Source organism: Bradyrhizobium sp. Pa8 (assembly GCF_052588265.1).
This window is the reverse complement of record NZ_CP176767.1, coordinates 9,057,265-9,078,958: the sequence shown is the minus strand read 5'-3', so window position 1 is coordinate 9,078,958 and position 21,694 is coordinate 9,057,265. Positions and strand designations below refer to the sequence as shown.

Sequence of the window (21,694 nt, the reverse complement as noted above, 5' to 3'; positions counted from 1 at the left end):
TCGCTCTTGTTGCGAGCGGTCTCTATCACGGCGTCAATCCGGGAATGGGATGGCCGCTGGCCGTGTCGGCCGGACTCATGGACAAGAGCCCGCGCGCGCTGTTCCGTGCGTTGTGGGCTCTGGCGGCCGGACATCTCCTGGCAACACTTCTCGTGCTGCTGCCATTCGCGTTCCTGCTCGTGCTGGCCGAGTGGCAGCGTTCGATCCAGCTCGGTGCGAGCCTTCTCGTCATCGGCTTCGGCGTCTATCGGCTGATCGAGCGGCGCCATCCGCGCACGCTGGCACGAATTCCGCCCACGCAATTGGCGCTCTGGTCATTCGCCGTTGCCATTGCTCACGGCGCGGCCTTGATGCTCGTGCCGATCTATCTCGGGCTCTGCCAGGCCTTCGAGCTCGATGCCGGGCATCAGGCGGCGGGCGCGCTGATGAAGGCAAATCTCGGGATGGTGGTGCTGGTGTCCCTGGTGCACGTTGTCGCCATGGTCGGTGCCGGCGGATGTCTGGCGTGGCTGGTCTACCGCTATCTGGGCTTGAGGTTCGTCGCGCGAAGCTGGTTCAATCTGGATGCAATCTGGGCGACCAGCCTCATTCTGGTTGGCGTCGTGGCGCTCGCCTTCAATCTCGCGAGCTGGCGCTGAGGCCTACCTCGCCAACGCCCACTCGCCGACAAAGCGGAAGCGCGCCCTGGTATCATCCTGCTTGAACAGCGCGATCCGGTCGATGGCCAGCGTCTCGAGACCGAGCGTCGCAAACCTCGCGCGCAGCATCTCCAGGATCGGCCCGCGCCGCTCCGCATCCAGCCGTCCCGTCAGCGTCATGTGGAAGCGGAATTCTTCCATCACGTACGGGTAACCCCAGCGGTCGAGATAGTCGCGCTGCCGCTCGCTGAGCTTGTCGGGCTTGCGCCGCGCGCGGTCTTCCGCCGTGATGGGCGCGCGGAAGTCGTCGAATTCGCGGACGCAATCGGCGGCAAGTTGCTGGAGCGCGCCTACCGGCTCGGTCGGAATCACCGCAATGAAGCCGCTGATGGAGTCGACGACCGGGCGGATTGACGGCATCGGCCGCGCCTTGCCGGCAAAAGCCGCGCAGGCTGCGACGAGCTCGGCTTCAGTCCTGCCGGGCGCCAGCGCTGTCGGCGCCTTCAGCGTGCCGTGGAAACCGTATTTGCGGGGATCGGCCGTGACGTCGCGCCAGTCCGGCGCAACACGCGATGCGTCGGCAGGGAACGGCACCTCGTCGCCCGTGTAGACATCGTAGCCGAGCAGCTCGGCGCCGAAGCGGGTGAGGGCGCTGTCGGCGCCGGCGGCAAAGTAGATCGCGTAGCGGGGAAAATCTGTCATTGCCTGAGCATAACCGGTTCAGGCTGCAACAACAGCCTCGCGCGGCGTCGCCGCCGCAGCGAGCAGTCGCGTCGCATCGGTGAGATGTACGAGCTTTCCGCCTGATACCACCGCGATCAGCCGCGGCCGCAGCGGCACGCTGTCGTCGACCAGCAGCATGTCGGCGCGGCGTCCTTCCGCGAGCACGCCGCGATCGGCAAGGCCGGTCGCGCGGGCCGGTCCTGCGGACACCAGGCTCCAGGCCTCGGTCAGCGGCAGCACGCCGTCGGCGGCGAGGCGGAACGCGGCGAGCAGCTGCGCGGGATAGTAATAGTCCGACGCCAGCACCGAGCAGAGGCCCTTCGCGATCATGTCGGATGCCCGGGTCCAGCCGGTATGGCTGCCACCGCGCACGACGTTCGGCGCACCGTAGACGATGGCATCGCCCTGGTTTGCAGCCGCCCGCGCGGTCTCCTCGTTGATCGGAAACTCCGCGATGTCAGCGCCCAGCTCGCGAAACCCCTGCCGCATCGCCGGCGTCGCATCGTCATGCGAGAGCATCCGCACCTCGGCCGCGCGAGCAGTTGCGGCGAGCCGCGACACGGAAGCCGGCACTTCACTGGCGCGCGAAAGCACACGCTCGACCAGCCGGTCGAATTCCTCGCCCGAGAGGCTGGTGCGCTCGACCATGCGGTTGCGCTTGCGCGGCTTGGCCATGTCGGCAACGGTGCCGTCCATGTGGTCGTTGAAGGCGAACAGGTCGACGCGGCCCTCGGTGAGCCACTGGCCGATCTCGGTCTCGGCATCGAGATTGTAGGTCTCGTGCCGCAGGTGGAAACGGGTGTCGGCGGCGAATTGCGGGCGCTGCCGCTCGATCGCCTCCATCAGGGCGCGCGCATTGCCGGCGCTGCGCAGGCCAGGCTCCCACGAGCAGGTCGTGGCGTGAAACACGGTGGTGATGCCGTTGCTGATCGCCTGGCGGTCACTGTCGGCGAGCGCGACGTCGATCGGAAAGTCGACGCCGGCGCGCGGCATCATCTGGCGCTCGAAGGCATCGCCATGCAGATCGACGATGCCGGGCAGCACCAGCAGGTTGCGCGCATCGATCGCCAGCCGCGCACGGCCGCGAGAGGCATCGACCTGCGCAATGTCCGCGCCGGACACGAGAATGGAAGTTTCGACGAGCTCGGAGCCGATCAGGGCCCGGCCGCCCTCAAGGAAGATGTCTGTCACGCGACCGCGCTTCGTTTGCTGGCAGGAGAACGGGTGAGGGAGCTTGTCCGTGCTTCATATGTCGAGAGGAAATCTTCAATCCCGAGCTTGCGGAAATCGGGCAGTGCTTCACGCAACTTGTCGTGATCCCAGTCCCACCAGGCGAGCCGCGCCAACCGTCCGGCGACGTCTTCCGAGAACCGCCGCCGCACGATGCGTGCCGGATTGCCGGCGACGATGGTGTAGGCCGGCACGTCCTTGGTGACGATGGCGCCGGCCGCGATCACCGCGCCGGTGCCGATGTTGCGGCCCGGCAGCACGATCGCGCCATGGCCGATCCAGACATCGTGGCCGATATGGACGTGATGCTGGCGCCGCCAGTCGAAGAACTCGGTGTCGTCGCTCTCGCCCTCGAAGTAGGCGCTGGAACGATAGGTGAAATGCGCCTGCGTCGCGCGATGCATCGGATGATTGCCGGGATTGATGCGCGTCATCGCCGCGATCGAGCAGAATTTTCCAATGGTGGTGTAGGTGATCTGGGCGTCGTTCACGACATAGGAGTAATCGCCCATCGTGACTTCATGCAGGACGGTCCGCGCGCCGACTTCGGTATAGGTGCCGAGCCTGGTCTCATGCAGCTTCGCCGAAGGGTCGATGGTCGGTTGAACCGAGAGCGTTTTGCCGGCCATGCTACATCCGATAGGTCGAGGGCGGGCGTACCTCTTCGAGCGGCCTGATGACAATGTCATGACGATGCGATGACAAGGGAAGAGGTGTGTAGGATCGCCGCACCGCAACGCCGGTGTCACACAAGTGTCAAGTGCCAGCGTTAGCGGTGGCAGCCAGCTACTCTGGAGCCCTCTATGCTGGTGGTTGAAGGTCTGACGTGCCGCTTTGGCGCAAAAGCCGCGGTGGACGACGCTTCGTTTCAAATCTCCCCCGGCGGCTTCGTCGGCGTGATCGGACGGTCCGGCGCCGGCAAGTCGACCATGCTGCGCATGATCAATCGCCTGGCGACGCCGACGCAGGGCCGCATCCTGTTCGACGGCCTCGACGTCACCGCGCTGCGCGGCAAGGAGCTGCGGCAGTGGCGGGCGCGCTCGGCGATGATTTTCCAGCAGTTCAACCTGGTCGGCCGGCTCGATGTGCTCACCAACGTGCTGATGGGGCGTCTTGCCACGATGCCGGCCTGGCGCTCGCTGACGCAGACCTGGCCCGAGCACGACAAGGCGCTGGCGATGTCGGCGCTCGAACAGTTCGATATCGCCTCGCTCGCCGCCCAGCGCGCCGACCAGCTCTCCGGCGGCCAGCAGCAGCGTGTTGCGATCGCCCGCGCACTGGTGCAGCAGCCCGACATCATCCTCGCCGACGAGCCGATCGCCTCGCTCGACCCGCGCAACACCAAGATCGTGATGGATGCGCTGCTGCGCATCAACAAGCATTTCGGCATCACCGTGCTCTGCAACCTGCATTCGCTCGATCTGGCGCGCAGCTATTGCGACCGCCTGATCGGCATGGCGCAGGGGCGCGTGGTGTTTGACGGCGCGCCGGCCGAATTGACCGACCACGTCGCGCGCGAGCTCTACGATCTCGAAGCCTCCGACGTCATGGGCGGAATGCCCGTGCCGGTGCCTGAGGGTGTGCCGGCGCTCGGAACGGCCGCGGCCGCCTGAGCTGCGCCTGTAGTTGCCAAATTTTGCGTCAACCGACCCCAACCGATGAAGAGGGTATCATGATCACTCGCAGACTGGTTCTTGCCGGCGCCGCCGCGCTCGCGTTCACGACTTCAGCCTCCGCCGACGACTGGAAAGCCAAATATCCCGAGCTGACCTTCGCGGTCGTCCCGGCCGAGAACGCCTCAGGCGTGACCGAGCGCTGGGCGCCGTTCATGAGCTATCTCTCCAAGGAATTGGGCGTAAAGGTCACGCTGCGCATCGCCAACGATTACGCCGCCGTCATCGAGGGTCAGCGCGCCGGCAACATCCATATCGCCAGCTACGGCTCGGCGTCGTTCGCCCGCGCCCGCCTGACCGGCGTCAAGACCGACGCATTCGCCAACGACATCAACGCCGACGGCTCGACCGGCTATTATTCGGTGTTCTTCGTCAAGGCGAGCAGCGCCTACAAGAAGATCGACGACCTCAAGGGCAAGAACCTCGGCCTCGTCGATCCGAACTCGACGTCGGGCAACAACGTGCCGCGCTTCGAGCTCGACAAGATGGGCATCCCGGATGCCGACACCTATTTCAGCAAGGTCGTCTTCACCGGCAGCCACGAGAACGCGATGCTGGCGCTGTCGCAGGGCACGGTCGACGTCGCGGCCAACCAGTGGACCACCGACGACGATTCGACGCTGGCGCAGATGCTGACCAAGGGCATGCTGAAGAATGCCGACGGCTCGGCGATGAAGAAGGACGATTTCCGCATCATCCACAAGTCGGCACCGATCATCAACGGTCCCTACGCCTATAACTCCGATCTGCCGGACGACGCCAAGGCGGCCATCGCCAAGGCCTTCTTCGACGCGCCGGCAAAGGACAAGGCGGCGTTCGATCGCCTCCAGGACGGCCAGAAAAAGGGCTTTAATCACGCCACCACCAAGGACTGGGACGGCACGATCGAGCTGATCAAGTTCGTCGACGCACTGCGTAAGAAGAAGGCGTCCTGAGTTTCGGGACGATAGCACTGGAGCCGGGTCGATGGACCCGGCTCTTTCTCTTTTGATCGGCCACTCCTCATCCGATGACCGTCGCGGTTTCGATCCTCCCCGAGCAGCAGCTCGCCGTGCTCAACGCGGCCTATCGCCAGGCGGTCGCGCGCAAGCGTCTTCGACTCCTGTTGGGGCTGGTGACCTTTGCCGCTGCGCTGTTTCTTGCCGCGATCGGCGCGGAAGTGAACCTGCGCACCTTCTTCGCCCATTTCGGCAATTTCATCAGTTATTTCGACCGCATCCTCACGCTCGACAGCGGCCAGCGGGTCTGGACCGACGCCGGCGAGTGGCTGTGGGGCTGGCGCAAATGGCTGAAGATGCTGGGCGAGACGCTGCTGATCTCCTATGTCGGCACGCTGATCGGCGCGACCTTCGCCTTCGCCTTGAATTTCTTCGCGGCCGAGAACACCTCGCCGTCGCCCTGGCTGCGCTTTGTGGTGCGTCGCCTGCTCGAATTCGCCCGCACCGTGCCGGGCATCGTCTTCGCACTGATCTTCGTGATCGCGTTCGGCCTCGGGCCGATGGCCGGCGTGCTCGCGATCGCGATCCACTCCACCGGCGCGCTCGGCAAACTGTTCTCCGAGATCGTCGAGAATGCCGACATGAAGCCGGTCGAAGGCATCCGCTCGACCGGCGCGAGCTGGCTCTCCTGCATGCGCTTCGCCGTGGTGCCGCAGGTGACCGCGGGCTACGCCAGCTATGCGCTGCTGCGTTTCGAGATCAATGTCCGCGAGGCCTCGGTGATGGGCTTCGTCGGCGCCGGCGGCATCGGCCAGGAGCTCGTCGTCGCCATCCGCAAGTTCTATTACTCCGACGTCAGCGCCATCCTGCTCACCATCATCATCACGGTCTTCATCATCGACATCACCACGGGCTGGCTGCGCGGCCGTCTGTTCGGCAGGGAGGCACGGACGTGACGGGGCCGCAGCAGGTCGACACGCGAGAGCTTCGCGCGCGCTACCCCGATGTGTTCGACCGGCCCGCCTCGGCGCGGCTCGCCATGCCGGCAATGATCGTCGCGGCGTTCGCGATCCTGGTCTATGGCCTCGTCGATCTCGACTTCTCGCCGTCGCGGTTCTTCACAGGGCTGAGCCAGCTCGGCTGGATCAGCCTGATGATGATCCCGCCCGATCCCGGCTCTTCGCTGCCGGTCTATCTGAAGGCGCTGGGTGAGACGCTGTCGATCGCGCTGCTCGGCACGACGCTCGCCGCGCTGTTCGCGCTTCCGGTCAGCCTGCTGGCCGCGCGCAACGTGGTGCCGTCAAAGATCCTGCGCTTCCCCGTGCGACGTTTCCTGGATTCGATCCGCGGCGTCGACACGCTGATCTGGGCGCTGGTGTGGATCAACGTGGTCGGGCTCGGCCCGTTCGCCGGCGTGCTCGCCATCGCCGTGTCGGATTTCGGCGCGTTCGGAAAACTGTTTTCGGAGGCGATCGAGGGTGCCGACCAGAAGCAGGTCGAAGGCGTCCGCGCCTCCGGCGGCAGCGCTTTGCACGAGATCCGCTTCGGCCTGCTGCCGCAGGTGCTGCCCGTGATCGCCGGCCAAGTGCTCTATTTCATCGAATCCAACACGCGCTCGGCCACCATCATCGGCATCGTCGGCGCCGGCGGCATCGGCCTCCAGCTCGCCGAGCAGATCCGCGTGCTGGAATGGCAGAGGGTGTCGTTCCTGATCCTGATGATTTTGGTCGCGGTCGCCGCGATTGATTTCATATCGAGCAAGCTGCGGTTTGCCATCATCGGAAAGCGGGCGGTGGCGTGATTTCTTCCTTCTCCGCTTGTGGGAGAAGGTGGCGCGAAGCGCCGGATGAGGGGGCTGCCTCCTCAAACTCAGATCGGTATTTGCGGAGACATACCCCTCACCCCTCTCGCCGCTACGCGGCGAGCCACCCTCTCCCGCAAGGGGAGAGGGTGAAGAAGTGCAGCCTCACCCGTTCTCCACCAGAAACTCCACCCGCTCCGCCGCAAAGCGCGAGTGCTTGGTCACCAGCGGCTTGCCGGCGAGATCGTGGTCGGTCGCGTCGACCACCAGGATCGGCCGTCCCAGCGGCAGATCGAGCCGCGCGGCATCGGTCGCGTCCACGATGCCGGCGGTGATCCGGGTCGCGCCCCGGCTGTAGTCGCGGACGCCGTAATGCTCGAGCAGCTTCGTCATCGAGCGCGTCGCAGCGAACACCTCGCCCGCGCCCGGAAACAATTCCGCTGACAGCCAGGTGGTGGAGACGCAGATCGGCGTGCGGTCGGCGAGGCGGATCGCCTCGATCCGCACCAGCGGTGCGCCGGCCTTCAATCCCAGTTCGCGCGCGAGTTCGCGGGTCGCGACGTCTTCGGACGCTTCGATCAGCCGGCCATGCGGTTCGCGGCCGTCGGCGCCGACGATCTCGGAGAAGCGGGTGCGCGAGCGCAAGGGATAAGCGAGGCGCTGCGCCTCGACATAGGTTCCGCTGCCGCGTTCGGCGCGCACGAGGCCGCGCTCGGCAAGCGCGGCCAGCGCGCGCCGCACGGTGTGGCGGTTCACGCGATAGGTTTCGGCGATCTCCATCTCGCCCGGCAGCTTGTCGCCGGCTGCAAAGCGGCCGTCGGCGATGCCGCGCTCGATGCCGTCGGCAACGAGGCGCCACAGCGCGACGCCCGAAGAGGCTGTGTCCTGCATGCTCATGTCGCCGAGAAGCCTACTTCAGAAATCACACGTTTGTCACGAAACAGTCATGGCGCTTCCGTATCAAGTTGTCTATTATCATAGACAACTTGGATTCGGCAAGTTCTGCAGAAAAGTTCGGTGGATTTGGTGACCCAGCACAACAAGCAGCAAGTCCAGCGCAAGGCCGCGATGGCCGTGCTGGCGCACGCGGAGGCGGGCGAGATCGCCGCTCGCCTCCGCGCTCTCGCCCTGCCGGCTCATCAGGAGCTGCGCGCGCCGGAAAACGGTCTCGTCATGCTGCGCGGCCGGGTCGGCGGCGACGGCGCGCCATTCAATCTCGGTGAAGCCACGGTGTCGCGTGCGGCGGTCCGGCTCGCGAGCGGCGAGGTCGGCTTCGGCTACACGCTGGGGCGCGATGGCGAAAAGGCGCGGCTGATCGCGCTGTGCGACGCGCTGGCGCAGTCCAGTGATTTCGGTGAGGCGGTGGAGCGTGACGTTATCGCGCCGTTGCGCGAGCAGCTTATGATCCAGCGCAAGCAGGCGGCGGCCGAGACCGCCGCGACGAAGGTTGATTTCTACACCATGGTGCGCGGTGAGGGGTGAGGCCATGACCACGATTGCGGAACTGCCGCCGGGTTTCGTCGACAAGGTCTTGTCGGCGCAATCGACCTTTCGTTCCGTCATGGACGCGATGGCGCGGCCGGGCTCGGTCCAGCGCATCGTGCCGATGGCGGGAGCGCCCGGACCAACGATGCGCGGCACTGCCGCGATCGCGCTGACGCTGTTCGATCACGACACGCCGCTCTGGCTCGATGCGCGGATGGCGGAGAGGTCGGACGTGGTGAAGTGGCTCAAGTTCCACACCGGCGCGCCGGTGGTGCAGGACTCCTCGATCGCGAGTTTCGCGCTGATCAGCGACGGCGCGGCGCTGCCGTCGCTCGAGCGCTTCGCACTGGGCACGAATGAGTATCCGGATCGTTCGACCACGGTGATCCTTCAGGTCGAGAGCCTGGATTCGGGGCGCAGCTTCGAACTGCGTGGCCCCGGCATCGACGGCGTCGCGACGCTTCAGGCCTCGATCAGGCCTTTCGACCTGTTCGAACGGCTGCGGTTCAACGAGGCGCTGTTTCCGCGCGGCATCGATCTGGTGCTGGTCGCCGATGATGCCGTGGTTGCGATCCCGCGCACCACGCGTGTCGTGAACAAGGGAAGCTAGTCGCATGTATGTCGCAGTCAAAGGCGGCGAGCGCGCCATCGAGAACGCCCATCGCCTGCTCGCCAATGCGCGGCGTGGCGACCAGAGCATTTCCGAAGTCACGCTGGATCAGATCTCGGAGCAGCTTGGCCTCGCCGTGGACCGCGTCATGAGCGAAGGGTCGCTCTACGACCGCGAGCTCGCGGCGCTCGCCATCAAGCAGGCGCGCGGGGATCTGATCGAGGCGATCTTCCTGGTCCGCGCCTTCCGCGCCACCCTGCCGCGCTTCGGTGCCAGCGAGCCGGTCGACACCGGCGCGATGCGCGTGCAGCGGCGGGTGTCGGCGACCTTCAAGGACATTCCCGGCGGCCAGATCCTCGGGCCGACCTTCGACTACACGCATCGTCTGCTCGATCCCTCGCTTGGCCAGGGCTTTGTGCCTGAAGTGCCGGCGACGGCCGAAGCTTCGACGGCGCCCACGCCGCGTGTGACCGACATTCTGGGCCGCGACGGGCTGATCGAATCCTCGCCGCGGGCCGAAGAGGGCGCCAACGTCGGTGATCTCACGCGCGAACCGCTGAACTTCCCGGCCGATCGCGATCTGCGCCTGCAAAACCTCGCGCGCGGCGACGAAGGCTTTCTGCTGGCCATGGGTTATTCCACCCAGCGCGGCTATGGCCGCAACCATCCCTTCGTCGGCGAGATCCGCTTCGGCGAGGTCGAGGTCGAATTTTTCGCGGAAGACGTCGGCTTCGCCGTGCCGCTCGGCTCGATCGAGCTCACCGAGTGCCAGATGGTCAACCAGTTCAAGGGTTCGGCGACGGAAGCGCCGTGCTTCACCCGCGGCTATGGCCTCGCCTTCGGCCAGAGCGAGCGCAAGACCATGTCGATGGCGCTGGTCGACCGCGCGCTGCGTGCCCGCGAGCTCGGCGAAGAAGCCGTGGCCCCGGCGCAAGATGAAGAATTCGTGATGTCGCATTCGGACAACGTCCAGGCCACCGGCTTCGTCGAGCATCTGAAGCTGCCGCACTATGTCGACTTCCAGTCCGAACTCGGCCTGCTCCGCAAGCTGCGCAAGGAGTTTGCCGAGGCCAACGCGCCCGATGCCATGAAGGAGGCCGCGGAATGAACGCGCCCGCCTACAATTTCGCCTATCTCGACGAGCAGACCAAGCGGATGATCCGCCGCGCGATCCTCAAGGCGATCGCGATCCCCGGCTATCAGGTGCCGTTCGCCAGCCGCGAAATGCCGATGCCCTACGGCTGGGGAACCGGCGGCGTGCAGGTCACGGCCGCGATCCTCGGTCCCCAGGACGTGCTGAAGGTAATCGATCAGGGGTCTGACGACACCACGAATGCGATCTCGATCCGAAAGTTCTTCGCCAAGACCGCCGGCGTCGCCACGACCACGACAACAGAAGATGCGACCGTGATCCAAACCCGTCACCGCATCCCCGAGACGTCGCTGCACGCGAACCAGGTGCTGGTCTATCAGGTGCCGATCCCCGAGCCGCTGCGTTTCCTCGAGCCGCGCGAGACCGAGACGCGGCGCATGCATGCGCTGGCCGAATACGGCCTGATGCACGTAAAACTCTACGAGGACATCGCCCGCTTCGGCCACATCGCCACCGCCTACGCCTATCCGGTGAAGGTGAACGCGCGCTACGTGATGGACCCCTCGCCGACGCCGAAATTCGACAATCCCAAGATGGACAATTGCCCGGCGCTGCAATTGTTCGGCGCCGGTCGCGAGAAGCGCATCTATGCGATCCCGCCCTATACGCAGGTGGTGTCGCTCGATTTCGAGGATCACCCGTTCGAGCCGTACCGCTTCAACGCGCCCTGCGCGCTGTGCGCGGCCGAGAATTCCTATCTCGACGAGATCGTCACCGACGACAAGGGCGGGCGCATGTTCGTGTGCTCGGACACCGACTATTGCGAGGGCCGTCAGGCCGCCGGCCATCACGGCAGCCTCAGCGCCGCGCCGTACAAGGACAAGGCAGGCTCACATGGTTGATCTCGACAAGCTCGAAAACGACCAGCCGCTGCTGGTCGCGGAGTCGCTCAGCAAGTCCTATGGCCGCATCGCCGCGTGCCGCGACGTCTCCTTCTCGCTCTACCCCGGCGAAGTGCTGGCGATCGTCGGCGAGTCCGGCTCGGGCAAGTCGACGCTGCTGCAAATGCTGTCGGGCCAGCTCGCGCCGAGCGCCGGCCAGGTCTCCTACCGGATGCGCGACGGCGTCACCCGCGATCTCACGACGCTGGGCGAAGCCGAGCGGCGCTTCCTGTTCCGCACCGACTGGGGCTATGTGCACCAGGATCCCGCGCAGGGCCTGCGCATGGCGGTCTCGGCCGGCGCCAATGTCGGCGAGCGGCTGATGGCGGTGGGCTGGAATCACTACGGCCGCATTCGCGATACCGCGTCGGACTGGCTCACCCGTGTCGAGATCGACATCGCGCGCATCGACGACGCGCCGCGCACCTATTCCGGCGGCATGCGTCAGCGTCTCCAGATCGCGCGCAACCTCGTCACCGAGCCGCGGCTGGTGTTCATGGACGAGCCGACCGGCGGCCTCGATGTCTCCGTGCAGGCGCGCCTGCTCGACCTCGTTCGCAGCCTCGTCGCCGAGCTGCACCTCGCTGTCATCATCGTCACCCACGATCTCGCGGTCGCGCGGCTGCTGTCGCATCGCGTGATGGTGATGAAGGGCGGCCGTGTCATCGAGACCGGTCTCACCGACCAGGTGCTCGATGACCCCCGCGAGCCCTATACCCAGCTCCTCGTCTCCTCGATTCTGCCGCCATGAGTTTTCCAAGATGAGTTTTCCGATGACCGCCATGATCGACATCGACGCCGCGAAAAAGACCTTTACGATGCACCTGCAGGGCGGCATCGAATTGCCTGTCGTCAGCGGCGTGACCTTCCACGTCGACCCGGGCGAATGCGTCGTGCTCTCAGGCCCGTCCGGGGCCGGCAAGTCGTCGATCCTGAAGATGATTTTTGGCAACTACCGCTGTGACTCCGGCCGCATCGGCATCCGCCACCACGGCGCGGTGGTCGATCTCGCCACAGCCGAGCCGCGGCAGGTTCTCAATATCCGCCGTTCCACCATCGGCTATGTCAGTCAGTTTTTGCGGGCGGTGCCGCGGGTTGCGACCATCGACGTCGTCGCCGAGCCCCTGATCGTGAACGGCCTGGCGCGCGCGGAGGCGCAGCAGCGCGCCGGCGAGTTGCTGCATCGTCTCAACATCCCTGAAAGACTCTGGCAGCTTCCGCCCGCCACTTTCTCCGGCGGCGAGCAGCAGCGCGTCAACATCGCGCGCGGCTTCATCTCGGACCTGCCGATCCTGCTGCTGGACGAGCCGACCGCTTCGCTCGATGCCGCCAACCGCGCCGTCGTGGTCGATCTGGTCGCCGAGAAGAAGCGCCAGGGCGTCGCTATGGTCGCCATTGTCCATGACGACGAAATCCGCCATTTGATTGCCGACCGTATTGTTGACGTCACCAGCTTTGCCGCCGCGGCCTGAAGGAAATGGAAATGAACGCCAAGCCGAAAGAATCTGTGATCGCCAACGCCAGGATCGTGCTGGCTGACCGGGTGATCGAGCAGGGCTGGCTCGCTCTCGCCGACGGACGCATCGCCGAGATCGGCGAGGGCAAGGCGCCCGCGGGCGCCGAGGATGCCGGCGGCGACCTCATCATGCCCGGTCTGATCGAGCTCCATACCGACCATCTCGAAGCCCACTACGTGCCGCGCCCAAAAGTGTTCTGGAATCCGGTCGCTGCCGTCATCTCCTATGACGGCCAGCTCGCGACCTCGGGCATCACCACCGTGTTCGACTCGCTCCGGGTCTGGCGCGAGGACGGCGCCGAGGAAGTCGATGGCCGCGCCGGCGTGCTCGCCGCCGCCATCACCACCGCACGCGACGCCAGCCTGCTGCGTGCCGACCACTTCCTGCATCTGCGCTGCGAAATCCCGATGCCGAGCGTGGTGGAGGAGGCCAGGGAGCTGATCGACCGTCCCGACGTCAAGCTCATGTCGCTGATGGACCACACGCCCGGCCAGCGCCAGTTCCGCGACGAGGTCAAGCTGCGCGACTATTACCGCGGCAAGGGCGGCGGCAAGACCGATGCCGAGCTCGACGAGCTGTTCGCGAAGCGCTTCGAGTATCAGAAGACTTATGCCGCGACCAACATGCGCGAGATCGTGGCGCTGGCGCACAAATACAATATTCCGCTCGCGAGCCATGACGACACCACCGAGGAGAACGTCGCGGACGCCGTGCGCGATCGCGTGTCGGTGGCGGAATTCCCGACCACGCTGGAGGCCGCGCGCGGCCTGCATCAAGCCGGCATCGACATCCTGATGGGTGCGCCGAACGTCGTGCGCGGCGGCTCGCACTCCGGCAACATCGCCGCGGTCGATCTTGCCCGCGAGGGCCTGCTCGACATCCTGTCGTCGGACTACATCCCGTCCAGCCTCCTGATGGCCGCGCTGCAATTGCCGGAGCATGTGCCCGCGATCAGCCTTCCGGCCGCGGTTCGCACCGTGACGAAGGCGCCGGCCGAGGCGGTTGGCCTGTCGGATCGTGGCGAGGTCGCGATCGGCAAGCGGGCCGACCTGATCCGCGTCCATGTCGCAGGCGACGTTCCCGTGGTCCGCAGCGTCTGGCGCGAAGGAAACCGCGTCGCATGAGCGAGACCGCGACCATGGCATACGATGAGGCCAGCGGGATCGGACCCGGGCGGCTCGTGCTCGTGGTCGGTCCCAGCGGTGCCGGCAAGGACACGCTGTTGCGGCTCGCACAGGCGGCCTGCATCGATGATCACGACATCGTCTTTCCGCGCCGTGTCGTGACGCGCGAATCCTCCGAAGCCGAAGACAACATGGCGATGAGCCAGGACGAATTCCGCCGCGCGCGCGAGCACGGCGATTTCGCCGTGCACTGGGAAGCGCATGGTCATTCCTACGCTCTTCCGCTCGAAATCAAGGATGACATCCTCGCTGGCCGGGCCGTCGTCGCCAATGTCTCGCGCACGGTGATCGGCGCGCTGCGCCAGGCCTATGCCAACGTCGTCGTGGTCGCGATCACGGCGCCGCCGGACGTGTTGGCGCAGCGGCTTGCTGCCCGGGCCCGGCACAGCGACGGCGATATCGCGGATCGCCTCGCGCGCAGCGTCGACGACGCATCGGCCAATGCCGATGTCACCATCCTCAATGCGGGCAGCGCTGACTATCACAGCCGCCAGCTCGTGCGTGTGATCAGGAACGAAGGCTGGCACGAATAGCCGGCGCAACAAGGAGAACGGAATGTCGGTGATTGAAACGGTCGAACAGCTGGAGGCCATCTACGGTGCCGTTGGTGATGCCTCGACCGTGAAAGTCGCCGACCACGTTACCCCGCTCTACCGCATCTTCATCGAGAAGGCGCCGTTTGCCGCGCTCGCCACCATCGGGCCGGAGGGGATCGACTGCTCGCCGCGCGGCGATCTCCCCGGCTTCGTCCGCATCCATGATCCGAAGACGCTGATGTTGCCGGATCGCCGCGGCAACAACCGGGTCGATTCCTTGCGCAACATCGTGCGCGATCCCAGGGTGTCGCTGATGTTCCTGATCCCCGGTTCCGGCAACGCGGTGCGGGCCAACGGCCGCGCCCATCTCTCCGTCGATCCCGAGCTGCTCGCCTCGTTCAAGGTCGAGGGCAAGGCGCCGCGCAGCGTCATGGTGATGAATGTGGACGAAATCTATTTCCAGTGCGCCCGCGCCATCGTCCGCTCCGACCTCTGGAATCCCGACAAGCGGATCGATCCGAAGACGCTGCCGACGCCCGGCCAGATCCTTGCCGAGATGAGCGAGAACAAGGTCGGCGGCGCGGAGTACGATCGCATCTGGCCCGAGCGGGCTGCCGCGACGATGTGGTGAGCGCTCGCGCTCTCCCCTTGCGAGACGGGTGAGAGCTCTATCCGCGCTTCCGGATTCGTAGGGTGGGCAAAGGCGCACTTGCGCCGTGCCCACCACCTATCCAACACCGCGATAGAAGGGGTGGGCACGCTCCGCTTTGCCCACCCTACGGCTTCTCCCGCAAGGCGAGAAGCAAGAGCGCATGCGCCGAAGACGCCAAGCTCCTCAATTAAACGCCATCCCGCCACTCAGCGCGATGGTCTGCCCGGTCATGTAGGCATTGCCGACCAGCAGCATCACGGCTTTCGCCACCTCATCGGCCGTGCCGAAGCGGCCGAGCGGAATGCGGCTGACGAGCCCGGGCTGGCCGCTCATCATGTCTGTCTCGATCAGCGACGGAGCTACCGCGTTGACAGTGATGCCTTCCTTCACCAGCCGCGCCGCATAACCGCGCGAGAGGCCCTCCATGCCGGCCTTGGATGCATTGTAGTGCGGGCCGATCGAGCCGGCCCCGCGCGCGGCGCCGGAGGAAATGTTCACGATGCGGCCCCATTTCCGCGCGCGCATCTCCGGCAGCACCGCCTGTGTGCACAGGAAGACGGATCAGGTTGACCAGGATGGTGCGGTCGAAATCGTCCTCGGTGAGATCGTCGACGCCGCGCGTGATCGCGATGCCGGCGTTGTTGACGAGAATGTCGATCGGCCCGAGCCCGGCCGTGACGCGCTCGACCATTCCGGCCACGGCGTCGCGCTGCGAGACATCGGCGGCAATCACGATGGCACGGCCGCCCTGCTTGCCGATCTGGCCTGCGAGCTGCTCGGCTTGCCCGATCTGCTCCCGGCAGTTGATCGCCACCGCCGCGCCTGATGCGGCCAGGGCGCGACAGACGGCTGCGCCAATCCCGCGCGAGCCACCGGTGACGAGCGCGATGCGCCCCTTCAGATCATCCGCCATGTCCGGATCTCCCAAATTTCCTATTTTGACCTTGCGCGAGCGTACCATGCCTGCCGCCCGAGCCTGTTGAACTCATCGCGAGATGAATCCGTCTGTCGGCGCTTGCGGCGGGAGAAGCGCCTCAGCGCGCCGCTGCCAAATATGGATGGCCATTTCATTGACCGAACGCGCCAATCGCTCGATATTCGCAGCATCGAAACTGCTCCTCGAGCTTGATGCCGCACTATGAGAACCGATCACCAGCGTAACCTTGACGACATGCACGCGTGCATGACGCGGCGCTGCTTCTCGGCGGCAACAGGCGCCTGTTGTTGTTGCTGATCGCCTCCTAGCAACCTCCCACAGCATAAATCCCGCGACAGGAACGCCGAAATTCCGGCGAACGAGCAGTCATGTCCCAAATCCAGTCCAACGCCTACATCATCGAAATCCACGACCGTGCCGCCGGCATCATCACAAGGGATGAGCGCGGCTTCCGCTTCTTCTCTTCGGAGCGCCTGTTCGACAGCCTCGAAGGTCGCCAGTTCCGTTCGGCGCGCGAGGCCGAACGAGCCGCGCGTGCTGTGTTTTTGGAGCGGAGCCGTCGCGCCAATTCCACACTCTTCGCCAACTGAACCCCGACGCAAAGGACCGCAACATGCTTGCACGACGACATATCCTGACCGCAGCGCTTCTCCTTGCAACCGCCCTGGCCGCACCAGCACGCGCCGAGGACAAGCCGGCGGAAATCCGCATCGGTACCCAGAAGGGCGGCTTCTTCCCGGCGGTACGCCAGCGTCAAACGCTCGAAAGCGCCTTCAGGCCGCTGGGCATCGAGGTCAAATGGATCGACTTCCAGTTCGGTCCGCCGCTGCTTGAGGCGATCAACGTCGGCAGCGTCGATTTCGGTTTCGTCGGCGACACTCCGCCGATCTTCGCGCAAGCCGGCGGCGCAAAAATCAAGTATGTCGCGGCCGTGAAGTCCGAAGGTGACAACCAGGCGATCATCGTGCCGAAGGATTCGCCGATCAAGACGCTCGCTGATCTCAAAGGCAAGCGCGTCGCCTTCGGCAAGGGATCGAGCGCGCACAATCTCCTGGTCGCCTCGCTCGAAAAGGCCGGCCTGTCCTGGTCCGACATCACGCCCGCGCCGCTCGCGCCGGCCGATGCGACGGCGGCCTTCGTGAAGGGCTCGGTCGACGCCTGGTCGATCTGGGATCCCTATCTCGCGCTCGCCGAATTGAAGGAGAGCGCGCGCGTTCTCGTCTTCGACAAGGACGTGCACAAGCCGAACGCCTACTACATCGCCAACACCGACTTCGTCGAGAAATATCCGGCGCTGGTCGCGAAGCTCAACACGACCTTCGCCTCCGAAGGCAAGTGGGCGGAGCAGCATCACGAGGAGGTCGCAAAGGCGCAGGCCGAGGCGACCGGCGTCGACATCGAAGCTGTCAGGCGCTTCGTCAATCGCTCCGTCTACAGCGTGGTGCCGCTCGACGCGGAGGTGATCAGGACCCAGCAGGCCGTCGCCGACCGTTTTGCAAAACTCGGCCTGATCCCGAAGCCGGTCAACGTCTCCGACATCGTCTGGAAGTGGACGCCGGGGTCGTAAGCGGGCTCAGCCCCTCAACGCCGCCAGCAACTCATCCGGGCGCTCGGCCATGATCATGTGGCCGGCGCCCGGCACCACGACGGTTTTGGCATGCGGGATCGCCGCGGCGAGCGCCTTGCCCGCCTTCGCGGGCGTCATCATGTCGCGTTCGCCGAGGATGAGCGTCGTCGGCACTTGCACGCTCGCAGCAGCAGTCAGCGCATTCGCATAAGAATTGCAGGCCGACAGATCCCTGAAGAGCACGCCGGGCTCGCAAGACCTCAGCACCGTCTGCGCGCCGCCATGCATCCACAGGCCCGGCGCAAGGCTGCCGCCGAGCTCGGCGTTGAAGCCGAGGCCCCAGATCGACACCATGTCGTTGGCATCCTGCGAGTTGGCCTCGGCCGCTTTCAGGAGATCCGGGCCGACCGTCATGGTCGCGGCGGTGCCGATCAGGCTCAGCGCGGAGACCTTGTCGGGGTGACGGGCCGCCGTCTCCAGCGAGATCAGCGATCCCATCGAATGGCCGATCAGGTGCGCCTTCGGCACGCCGGCCGCAGCGAGCAATGCCGCAGTCCAGTCAGCCATCTCGGCGATGCTTGACAGCGAAGGTCCGGTCGAGCGGCCGTGGCCGGGCAGGTCGGGCGCCAGCACGCCAAAACCGTGATGGGCGAACCAGCGCGTATGCAGCGCCCAGGTCGAATGATCGAAGCCGGCGCCGTGGATGAAGACGACCGCGGGCAGGGACTTGTCGAACTCGCGGCCACCGTTTGCGACAAACACCTCGGCGCCGTTGACAGTGAGCTTCATGGCGTCAGACCTTTTGCGAGATGCGCAGCGCCTGCGCAAGATCGTCGATGATGTCGCTTGCCGTCTCGATGCCGACCGACAGCCGCACCAGCTCCTCGCCGATGCCGGCGGCCTTGAGCTGCTCGGCGTCCATTTGCTGATGCGTGGTCGAGGCCGGGTGGATCACCAATGTCTTGGCATCGCCGACATTGGCGAGATGGCTGATCATGCGCAGCGATTCGATAAATTTTCGGCCGGCGGGTCGCCCGCCCTTGATGCCGAAGGAGACGATCGAGCCGGCGCCACGCGGCAGCAATTGCTTTGCAAGCTGATAGTCCGTGTGGTCCTCCAGCGAGGGATGCAGGACCCAATCGACGGCCTTGTTCGACTTCAGCGCCTCCAGAACCAGATGTGTGTTCTGGATGTGGCGGTCCATGCGCACGCCGAGCGTCTCCACGCCTTGCAAGAGCTGGAACGCGTTGGTCGGGGACAGGCAGGCGCCGAAATCGCGCAGGCCTTCGGTGCGCGCGCGCATGATGAAGGCGGCCGTGCCGAACTGCTCGTCGAAGACGATGCCGTGATAACCGCCATAGGGCTCGGTCAGCACGCCGAATTTCCCGGAGCCGCGCCAGTCGAACCGGCCGCCGTCGACGATAGCGCCGCCGATCGCGATGCCGTGGCCGCCGATCCATTTGGTCGCCGAGTGCATGACGATGTCGGCGCCAAGCTCGATGGGGCGGCTGAGATAGGGCGTGGCAAAGGTATTGTCGATCAGCAGCGGAATCTTTGCCTCATGCGCGATCGCCGCAACCTTCGGGATATCGAGCACTTCGAGCCCGGGATTGCCGATGGTCTCGCCGATCACGAGTTTCGTGTTCGGCTTGATCGCCGCGCGGAACGCGTCGAGGTCGCGCGGCTTGACGAAGGTCGTGGTGATGCCGAAGCGCGGCAGCGTGTGCGCCAGCAAATTGATGGTGCCGCCGTAGAGCGAGCTCGACGCCAAGATGTGGTCGCCGGCATTCAAGAGCGTCGCGATGGCCAGATGCAGCGCGGCCATGCCGCTCGCGGTGCAGATCGCGCCGACGCCGCCTTCGAGCGCCGCGAGCCGCTCTTCCAGCACGCCCGTAGTGGGATTGGAGATGCGCGTATAGATGTGGCCGGCGCGCTCCAGATTGAACAGCGCGGCGGCGTGGTCGGAATCCTGGAACACGTAGGACGTGGTCTGGTAGATAGGCACTGCGCGGGCGCCGGTCGCGGGATCCGGATGCTGGCCCGCATGCAGGCTCAGGGTCTCGAAGGCAGGCGGTTTCGGCGCGGGCATGCGTGGCCTCGTTGGTCGATCGGCGGAGGCGGCTCTTGTGCCACAAAATGGCGGGGAACGTCAGCCCATTGACTATTCGCAAGAGGTCGTCATGCCCGGGACAAGCCCGGCCATGACGCTGTGATGGCCTTAGTGCGCCCCAGCTCATATGCGATTGACTTACCGCACGCCGGGGGAGGCGGAGCTAGCCCCGGATCGCCTGCTCGATGATCCGCGCCTCCCGCAGCAAAATCTCCGCCACCTCCTGCTCGCGGCGCGGGCCGAGCCTCGTCCGAACGGCGGAGACGGTGATCGCCGCGGCAGGCTGTCCGTCCGGGGTCTTGATCCAGGTGGAGATCGATTTCGTGCCCTGCACGAGGCCGATCTCCCGCATGCCGTACCCCAGCCGTCTCGCGGCGGTGACCTGGCCGAGCACCGTCGCGACGTCGGTCCGGTAGGCCCCGAATCGCTTCTCGTTGGCCGCGACGATTTTTCGCGCGTCCTGCGCCGGCATCGCGGCGAGGATGGCCACGCCTGCGCTGCTGACGCCGAGCGGCCGGCGCGCGCCGACCTCGATCGACAGCACCTGGATCGGATAGATTCCGATCCTGCGATCGACGCACAGCGTGTCGTTGCCGGTCCGCACCGTCAGGAACAGCGTGTCGCCGATCTCGGTGGAGGCACGCCGCAACGACGGATTTGCGGCGACCAGCAGTCGCGACGGCCGCGGGCGCGCAAGTGCGAGCTCCGGCACCTGGTTGCCGATCGCGTAGCGGCCGGTTCGCTCGTAACGTTCGACGATGCCTTCCTCGATCAGCACATGGACGATGCGATGCACGGTCGGGCGGGTGAGGCCGGTCGCGCGCACGACCTCGGCCAGTGGCACGCCGTCTTCGCGCCCTGCGGCAAGAATACGCAGCACCGCGAGCGCGCGCCGGATCGCCTGCGCGCCCTGTCGCGGCTCTGCCGTTCCGCGGGCGGATCTTGCGGAGTTTGTCTTGTCCATAATATGGACAAGAACGCCACAATTCACTCGACAGGTAAAGCGCTCATCTGGAGATTGCGCCGCGATCGAGCGCCATGCGCGACGTCACGGCACTCGATATGGAATTGGAAGCGCCGCCGGGAGGTTAACATGAGATTAATCTGGATTGCCATAGCTGCCGCAGCCGCGATGCTGGCGGGACCCGCATCGGGCCAGCAATGGCCGGCGCGCAGCGTCAAGCTGATCGTGCCCTATCCGGCCGGCGGCAACGTCGACAGTGCCGCGCGCATCGTCGCCGACAAGCTCCAGGAAAAGCTCGGCCAGCCCTTCATCATCGAGAACAAGGCCGGTGCCGGCGGCATGATCGCGGGCGAAGCTTTTGCGAAATCGGCGCCCGACGGTTACACGCTGTTCGTCGGCGCCAACGGCCCGGTGCTGTTCGCGACCGAGATCAACAAGCGCGAAGCCTACAGCTGGAAGAAGGATTTTCTTCCGATCTCGACGATCTCGATGACGCCGCTGGTGCTCGAAGTGCACCCGTCCGTGCAGGCCACGACGTTCAAGGAATTCATCGAGCTCGCCAAGCGCGAGCCCGGCAAGCTGACGATGGCCTCGCCCGGCCCCGGCACAACCAACCATCTGCTCAGCGAGCTGATGCAGTCGAGCCTCGATCTGCAATGGGTCACCGCGCATTACCGCGGCAATGCGCCTGCCATCAACGACCTGCTCGGCGGCCAGGTGCAGTTCGCATTCGACCAGCTCACGGTCAGCCTCCAGCACATCAAGGCCGGCCTGTTCCGTGCGCTCGCCGTCACCAGCCCGCATCGCCTGAAGTCGCTGCCTGACGTGCCGACCTTCGCCGAGCTCGGCTACAAGGACTTCGACGGCCAGACCTTTACGGGCCTGTTCGCGCCTGCCGGCACGCCGGCGCCGATCGTCGACAAACTTCACGAGACTCTGGTTGCGATCCTGAAAGATCCCGGTGTGGTCGACAAGTTCGAAAAGCTTGGCGGCGAATCCACCCCGATGGCGCCGGACGAGTTCAAGGCCTATCTCGAGCGCGAGGACGCCAAGTGGATTCCGGTCGTGCGCAAGGCCAACATCAAGGCTGACTGA

At 65.6% G+C, this 21,694-nt stretch carries 24 protein-coding genes and 1 pseudogene; 17 read left to right on the top strand and 8 right to left on the bottom strand.

Annotated features, from left to right (window positions below; all coding sequences use genetic code 11):
* The first annotated feature begins 44 nt into the window (after nucleotides 1-44).
* A complete protein-coding gene (locus tag ACKWRH_RS43155; RefSeq protein ID WP_445222579.1) occupies nucleotides 45-638 on the top strand; it encodes a hypothetical protein in 594 nt (197 codons plus the stop codon).
* Nucleotides 639-641: 3 nt separating this feature from the next.
* On the opposite strand, the gene ACKWRH_RS43150 is transcribed toward ACKWRH_RS43155, so the two are convergent.
* The 3 genes from ACKWRH_RS43150 to ACKWRH_RS43140 are packed head-to-tail and all read right to left on the bottom strand — an operon-like array spanning nucleotide 642 to nucleotide 3,220.
* A complete protein-coding gene (locus ACKWRH_RS43150) occupies nucleotides 642-1,340 on the bottom strand; it encodes a DUF1045 domain-containing protein (RefSeq protein ID WP_445218501.1) in 699 nt (232 codons plus the stop codon).
* Between the two features lie 18 nt (nucleotides 1,341-1,358).
* Nucleotides 1,359-2,552: an alpha-D-ribose 1-methylphosphonate 5-triphosphate diphosphatase gene (locus ACKWRH_RS43145; RefSeq protein ID WP_445218500.1), complete on the bottom strand. Its 1,194-nt coding sequence runs from the start codon at nucleotides 2,550-2,552 to the stop codon at nucleotides 1,359-1,361.
* Nucleotides 2,549-3,220 carry a transferase hexapeptide repeat family protein gene (locus tag ACKWRH_RS43140; protein ID WP_445218499.1) on the bottom strand — a complete coding sequence of 224 codons (672 nt, stop codon included), beginning with the start codon at nucleotides 3,218-3,220 and terminating at the stop codon, nucleotides 2,549-2,551. The genes ACKWRH_RS43145 and ACKWRH_RS43140 overlap by 4 nt, the downstream gene beginning before the upstream one ends.
* Nucleotides 3,221-3,394: 174 nt before the next feature.
* Here ACKWRH_RS43140 and phnC point away from each other — a divergent pair, with 174 nt between their 5' ends.
* The 4 genes from phnC to phnE (ACKWRH_RS43120) all read left to right on the top strand — a co-directional run bounded on the left by phnC (nucleotide 3,395) and on the right by phnE (ACKWRH_RS43120) (nucleotide 7,003).
* On the top strand, nucleotides 3,395-4,204 hold the full coding sequence (gene phnC / locus ACKWRH_RS43135; protein ID WP_063979769.1) for a phosphonate ABC transporter ATP-binding protein: 810 nt from the start codon (nucleotides 3,395-3,397) through the stop codon (nucleotides 4,202-4,204).
* A 59-nt stretch (nucleotides 4,205-4,263) separates the two neighbouring features.
* Complete coding sequence (gene phnD / locus ACKWRH_RS43130; RefSeq protein WP_445218498.1) at nucleotides 4,264-5,199, top strand: phosphonate ABC transporter substrate-binding protein; 936 nt, start codon at nucleotides 4,264-4,266, stop codon at nucleotides 5,197-5,199.
* A gap of 74 nt (nucleotides 5,200-5,273) precedes the next feature.
* Entirely contained in the window at nucleotides 5,274-6,158 is an 885-nt protein-coding gene (gene phnE, locus ACKWRH_RS43125; RefSeq protein ID WP_445218497.1) for a phosphonate ABC transporter, permease protein PhnE, read from the top strand.
* Nucleotides 6,155-7,003, top strand: a complete 849-nt coding sequence (gene phnE, locus ACKWRH_RS43120) for a phosphonate ABC transporter, permease protein PhnE (RefSeq protein WP_445218496.1) — start codon at nucleotides 6,155-6,157, stop codon at nucleotides 7,001-7,003. Before phnE (ACKWRH_RS43125) ends, phnE (ACKWRH_RS43120) begins: the two co-directional genes overlap by 4 nt.
* A gap of 165 nt (nucleotides 7,004-7,168) precedes the next feature.
* On the opposite strand, the gene phnF is transcribed toward phnE (ACKWRH_RS43120), so the two are convergent.
* Nucleotides 7,169-7,900 (bottom strand): phosphonate metabolism transcriptional regulator PhnF, encoded by a 732-nt coding sequence (phnF, locus tag ACKWRH_RS43115; protein WP_445218495.1) that lies wholly within the window; start codon nucleotides 7,898-7,900, stop codon nucleotides 7,169-7,171.
* 120 nt (nucleotides 7,901-8,020) lie between these two features.
* Between phnF and phnG the strand changes: the two genes are divergently transcribed.
* From phnG to ACKWRH_RS43070, 9 genes are read left to right on the top strand one after another with little or no spacing between them, the layout of a single operon-like run.
* Nucleotides 8,021-8,485 carry a phosphonate C-P lyase system protein PhnG gene (phnG, locus tag ACKWRH_RS43110; protein WP_445218494.1) on the top strand — a complete coding sequence of 155 codons (465 nt, stop codon included), beginning with the start codon at nucleotides 8,021-8,023 and terminating at the stop codon, nucleotides 8,483-8,485.
* 4 nt (nucleotides 8,486-8,489) lie between these two features.
* Nucleotides 8,490-9,098: a phosphonate C-P lyase system protein PhnH gene (phnH, locus tag ACKWRH_RS43105; protein WP_445218493.1), complete on the top strand. Its 609-nt coding sequence runs from the start codon at nucleotides 8,490-8,492 to the stop codon at nucleotides 9,096-9,098.
* 4 nt (nucleotides 9,099-9,102) lie between these two features.
* Nucleotides 9,103-10,206: a carbon-phosphorus lyase complex subunit PhnI gene (locus tag ACKWRH_RS43100; protein ID WP_445218492.1), complete on the top strand. Its 1,104-nt coding sequence runs from the start codon at nucleotides 9,103-9,105 to the stop codon at nucleotides 10,204-10,206.
* On the top strand, nucleotides 10,203-11,093 hold the full coding sequence (locus ACKWRH_RS43095; protein ID WP_445218491.1) for an alpha-D-ribose 1-methylphosphonate 5-phosphate C-P-lyase PhnJ: 891 nt from the start codon (nucleotides 10,203-10,205) through the stop codon (nucleotides 11,091-11,093). Before ACKWRH_RS43100 ends, ACKWRH_RS43095 begins: the two co-directional genes overlap by 4 nt.
* Nucleotides 11,086-11,883 (top strand): phosphonate C-P lyase system protein PhnK, encoded by a 798-nt coding sequence (gene phnK, locus ACKWRH_RS43090; protein WP_445218490.1) that lies wholly within the window; start codon nucleotides 11,086-11,088, stop codon nucleotides 11,881-11,883. Before ACKWRH_RS43095 ends, phnK begins: the two co-directional genes overlap by 8 nt.
* A gap of 22 nt (nucleotides 11,884-11,905) precedes the next feature.
* Entirely contained in the window at nucleotides 11,906-12,604 is a 699-nt protein-coding gene (gene phnL, locus ACKWRH_RS43085; protein WP_445222578.1) for a phosphonate C-P lyase system protein PhnL, read from the top strand.
* 11 nt (nucleotides 12,605-12,615) lie between these two features.
* Entirely contained in the window at nucleotides 12,616-13,773 is a 1,158-nt protein-coding gene (locus ACKWRH_RS43080) for an alpha-D-ribose 1-methylphosphonate 5-triphosphate diphosphatase (protein ID WP_445218489.1), read from the top strand.
* Nucleotides 13,770-14,366, top strand: a complete 597-nt coding sequence (gene phnN, locus ACKWRH_RS43075) for a phosphonate metabolism protein/1,5-bisphosphokinase (PRPP-forming) PhnN (RefSeq protein ID WP_445218488.1) — start codon at nucleotides 13,770-13,772, stop codon at nucleotides 14,364-14,366. Before ACKWRH_RS43080 ends, phnN begins: the two co-directional genes overlap by 4 nt.
* Nucleotides 14,367-14,388: 22 nt before the next feature.
* On the top strand, nucleotides 14,389-15,000 hold the full coding sequence (locus ACKWRH_RS43070; protein WP_028159122.1) for a pyridoxamine 5'-phosphate oxidase family protein: 612 nt from the start codon (nucleotides 14,389-14,391) through the stop codon (nucleotides 14,998-15,000).
* A gap of 204 nt (nucleotides 15,001-15,204) precedes the next feature.
* Here the strand turns inward: ACKWRH_RS43070 and ACKWRH_RS43065 are convergent.
* Nucleotides 15,205-15,934, bottom strand: a pseudogene (locus ACKWRH_RS43065) (SDR family NAD(P)-dependent oxidoreductase).
* A 392-nt stretch (nucleotides 15,935-16,326) separates the two neighbouring features.
* Between ACKWRH_RS43065 and ACKWRH_RS43060 the strand changes: the two are divergent.
* Complete coding sequence (locus ACKWRH_RS43060; protein ID WP_445218487.1) at nucleotides 16,327-16,548, top strand: hypothetical protein; 222 nt, start codon at nucleotides 16,327-16,329, stop codon at nucleotides 16,546-16,548.
* A gap of 23 nt (nucleotides 16,549-16,571) precedes the next feature.
* Nucleotides 16,572-17,525, top strand: a complete 954-nt coding sequence (locus ACKWRH_RS43055) for a sulfonate ABC transporter substrate-binding protein (protein ID WP_445218486.1) — start codon at nucleotides 16,572-16,574, stop codon at nucleotides 17,523-17,525.
* A 6-nt stretch (nucleotides 17,526-17,531) separates the two neighbouring features.
* On the opposite strand, the gene ACKWRH_RS43050 is transcribed toward ACKWRH_RS43055, so the two are convergent.
* The 3 genes from ACKWRH_RS43050 to ACKWRH_RS43040 all read right to left on the bottom strand — a co-directional run bounded on the left by ACKWRH_RS43050 (nucleotide 17,532) and on the right by ACKWRH_RS43040 (nucleotide 20,599).
* Nucleotides 17,532-18,314: an alpha/beta fold hydrolase gene (locus tag ACKWRH_RS43050; RefSeq protein WP_445218485.1), complete on the bottom strand. Its 783-nt coding sequence runs from the start codon at nucleotides 18,312-18,314 to the stop codon at nucleotides 17,532-17,534.
* Between the two features lie 4 nt (nucleotides 18,315-18,318).
* The gene (locus tag ACKWRH_RS43045; RefSeq protein ID WP_445218484.1) at nucleotides 18,319-19,614 is read right to left on the bottom strand and encodes an O-acetylhomoserine aminocarboxypropyltransferase; all 1,296 of its coding nucleotides are present in this window, start codon (nucleotides 19,612-19,614) and stop codon (nucleotides 18,319-18,321) included.
* A gap of 184 nt (nucleotides 19,615-19,798) precedes the next feature.
* Nucleotides 19,799-20,599: an IclR family transcriptional regulator gene (locus ACKWRH_RS43040; protein WP_445218483.1), complete on the bottom strand. Its 801-nt coding sequence runs from the start codon at nucleotides 20,597-20,599 to the stop codon at nucleotides 19,799-19,801.
* A gap of 129 nt (nucleotides 20,600-20,728) precedes the next feature.
* Between ACKWRH_RS43040 and ACKWRH_RS43035 the strand changes: the two genes are divergently transcribed.
* A complete protein-coding gene (locus ACKWRH_RS43035; RefSeq protein WP_445218482.1) occupies nucleotides 20,729-21,694 on the top strand; it encodes a Bug family tripartite tricarboxylate transporter substrate binding protein in 966 nt (321 codons plus the stop codon).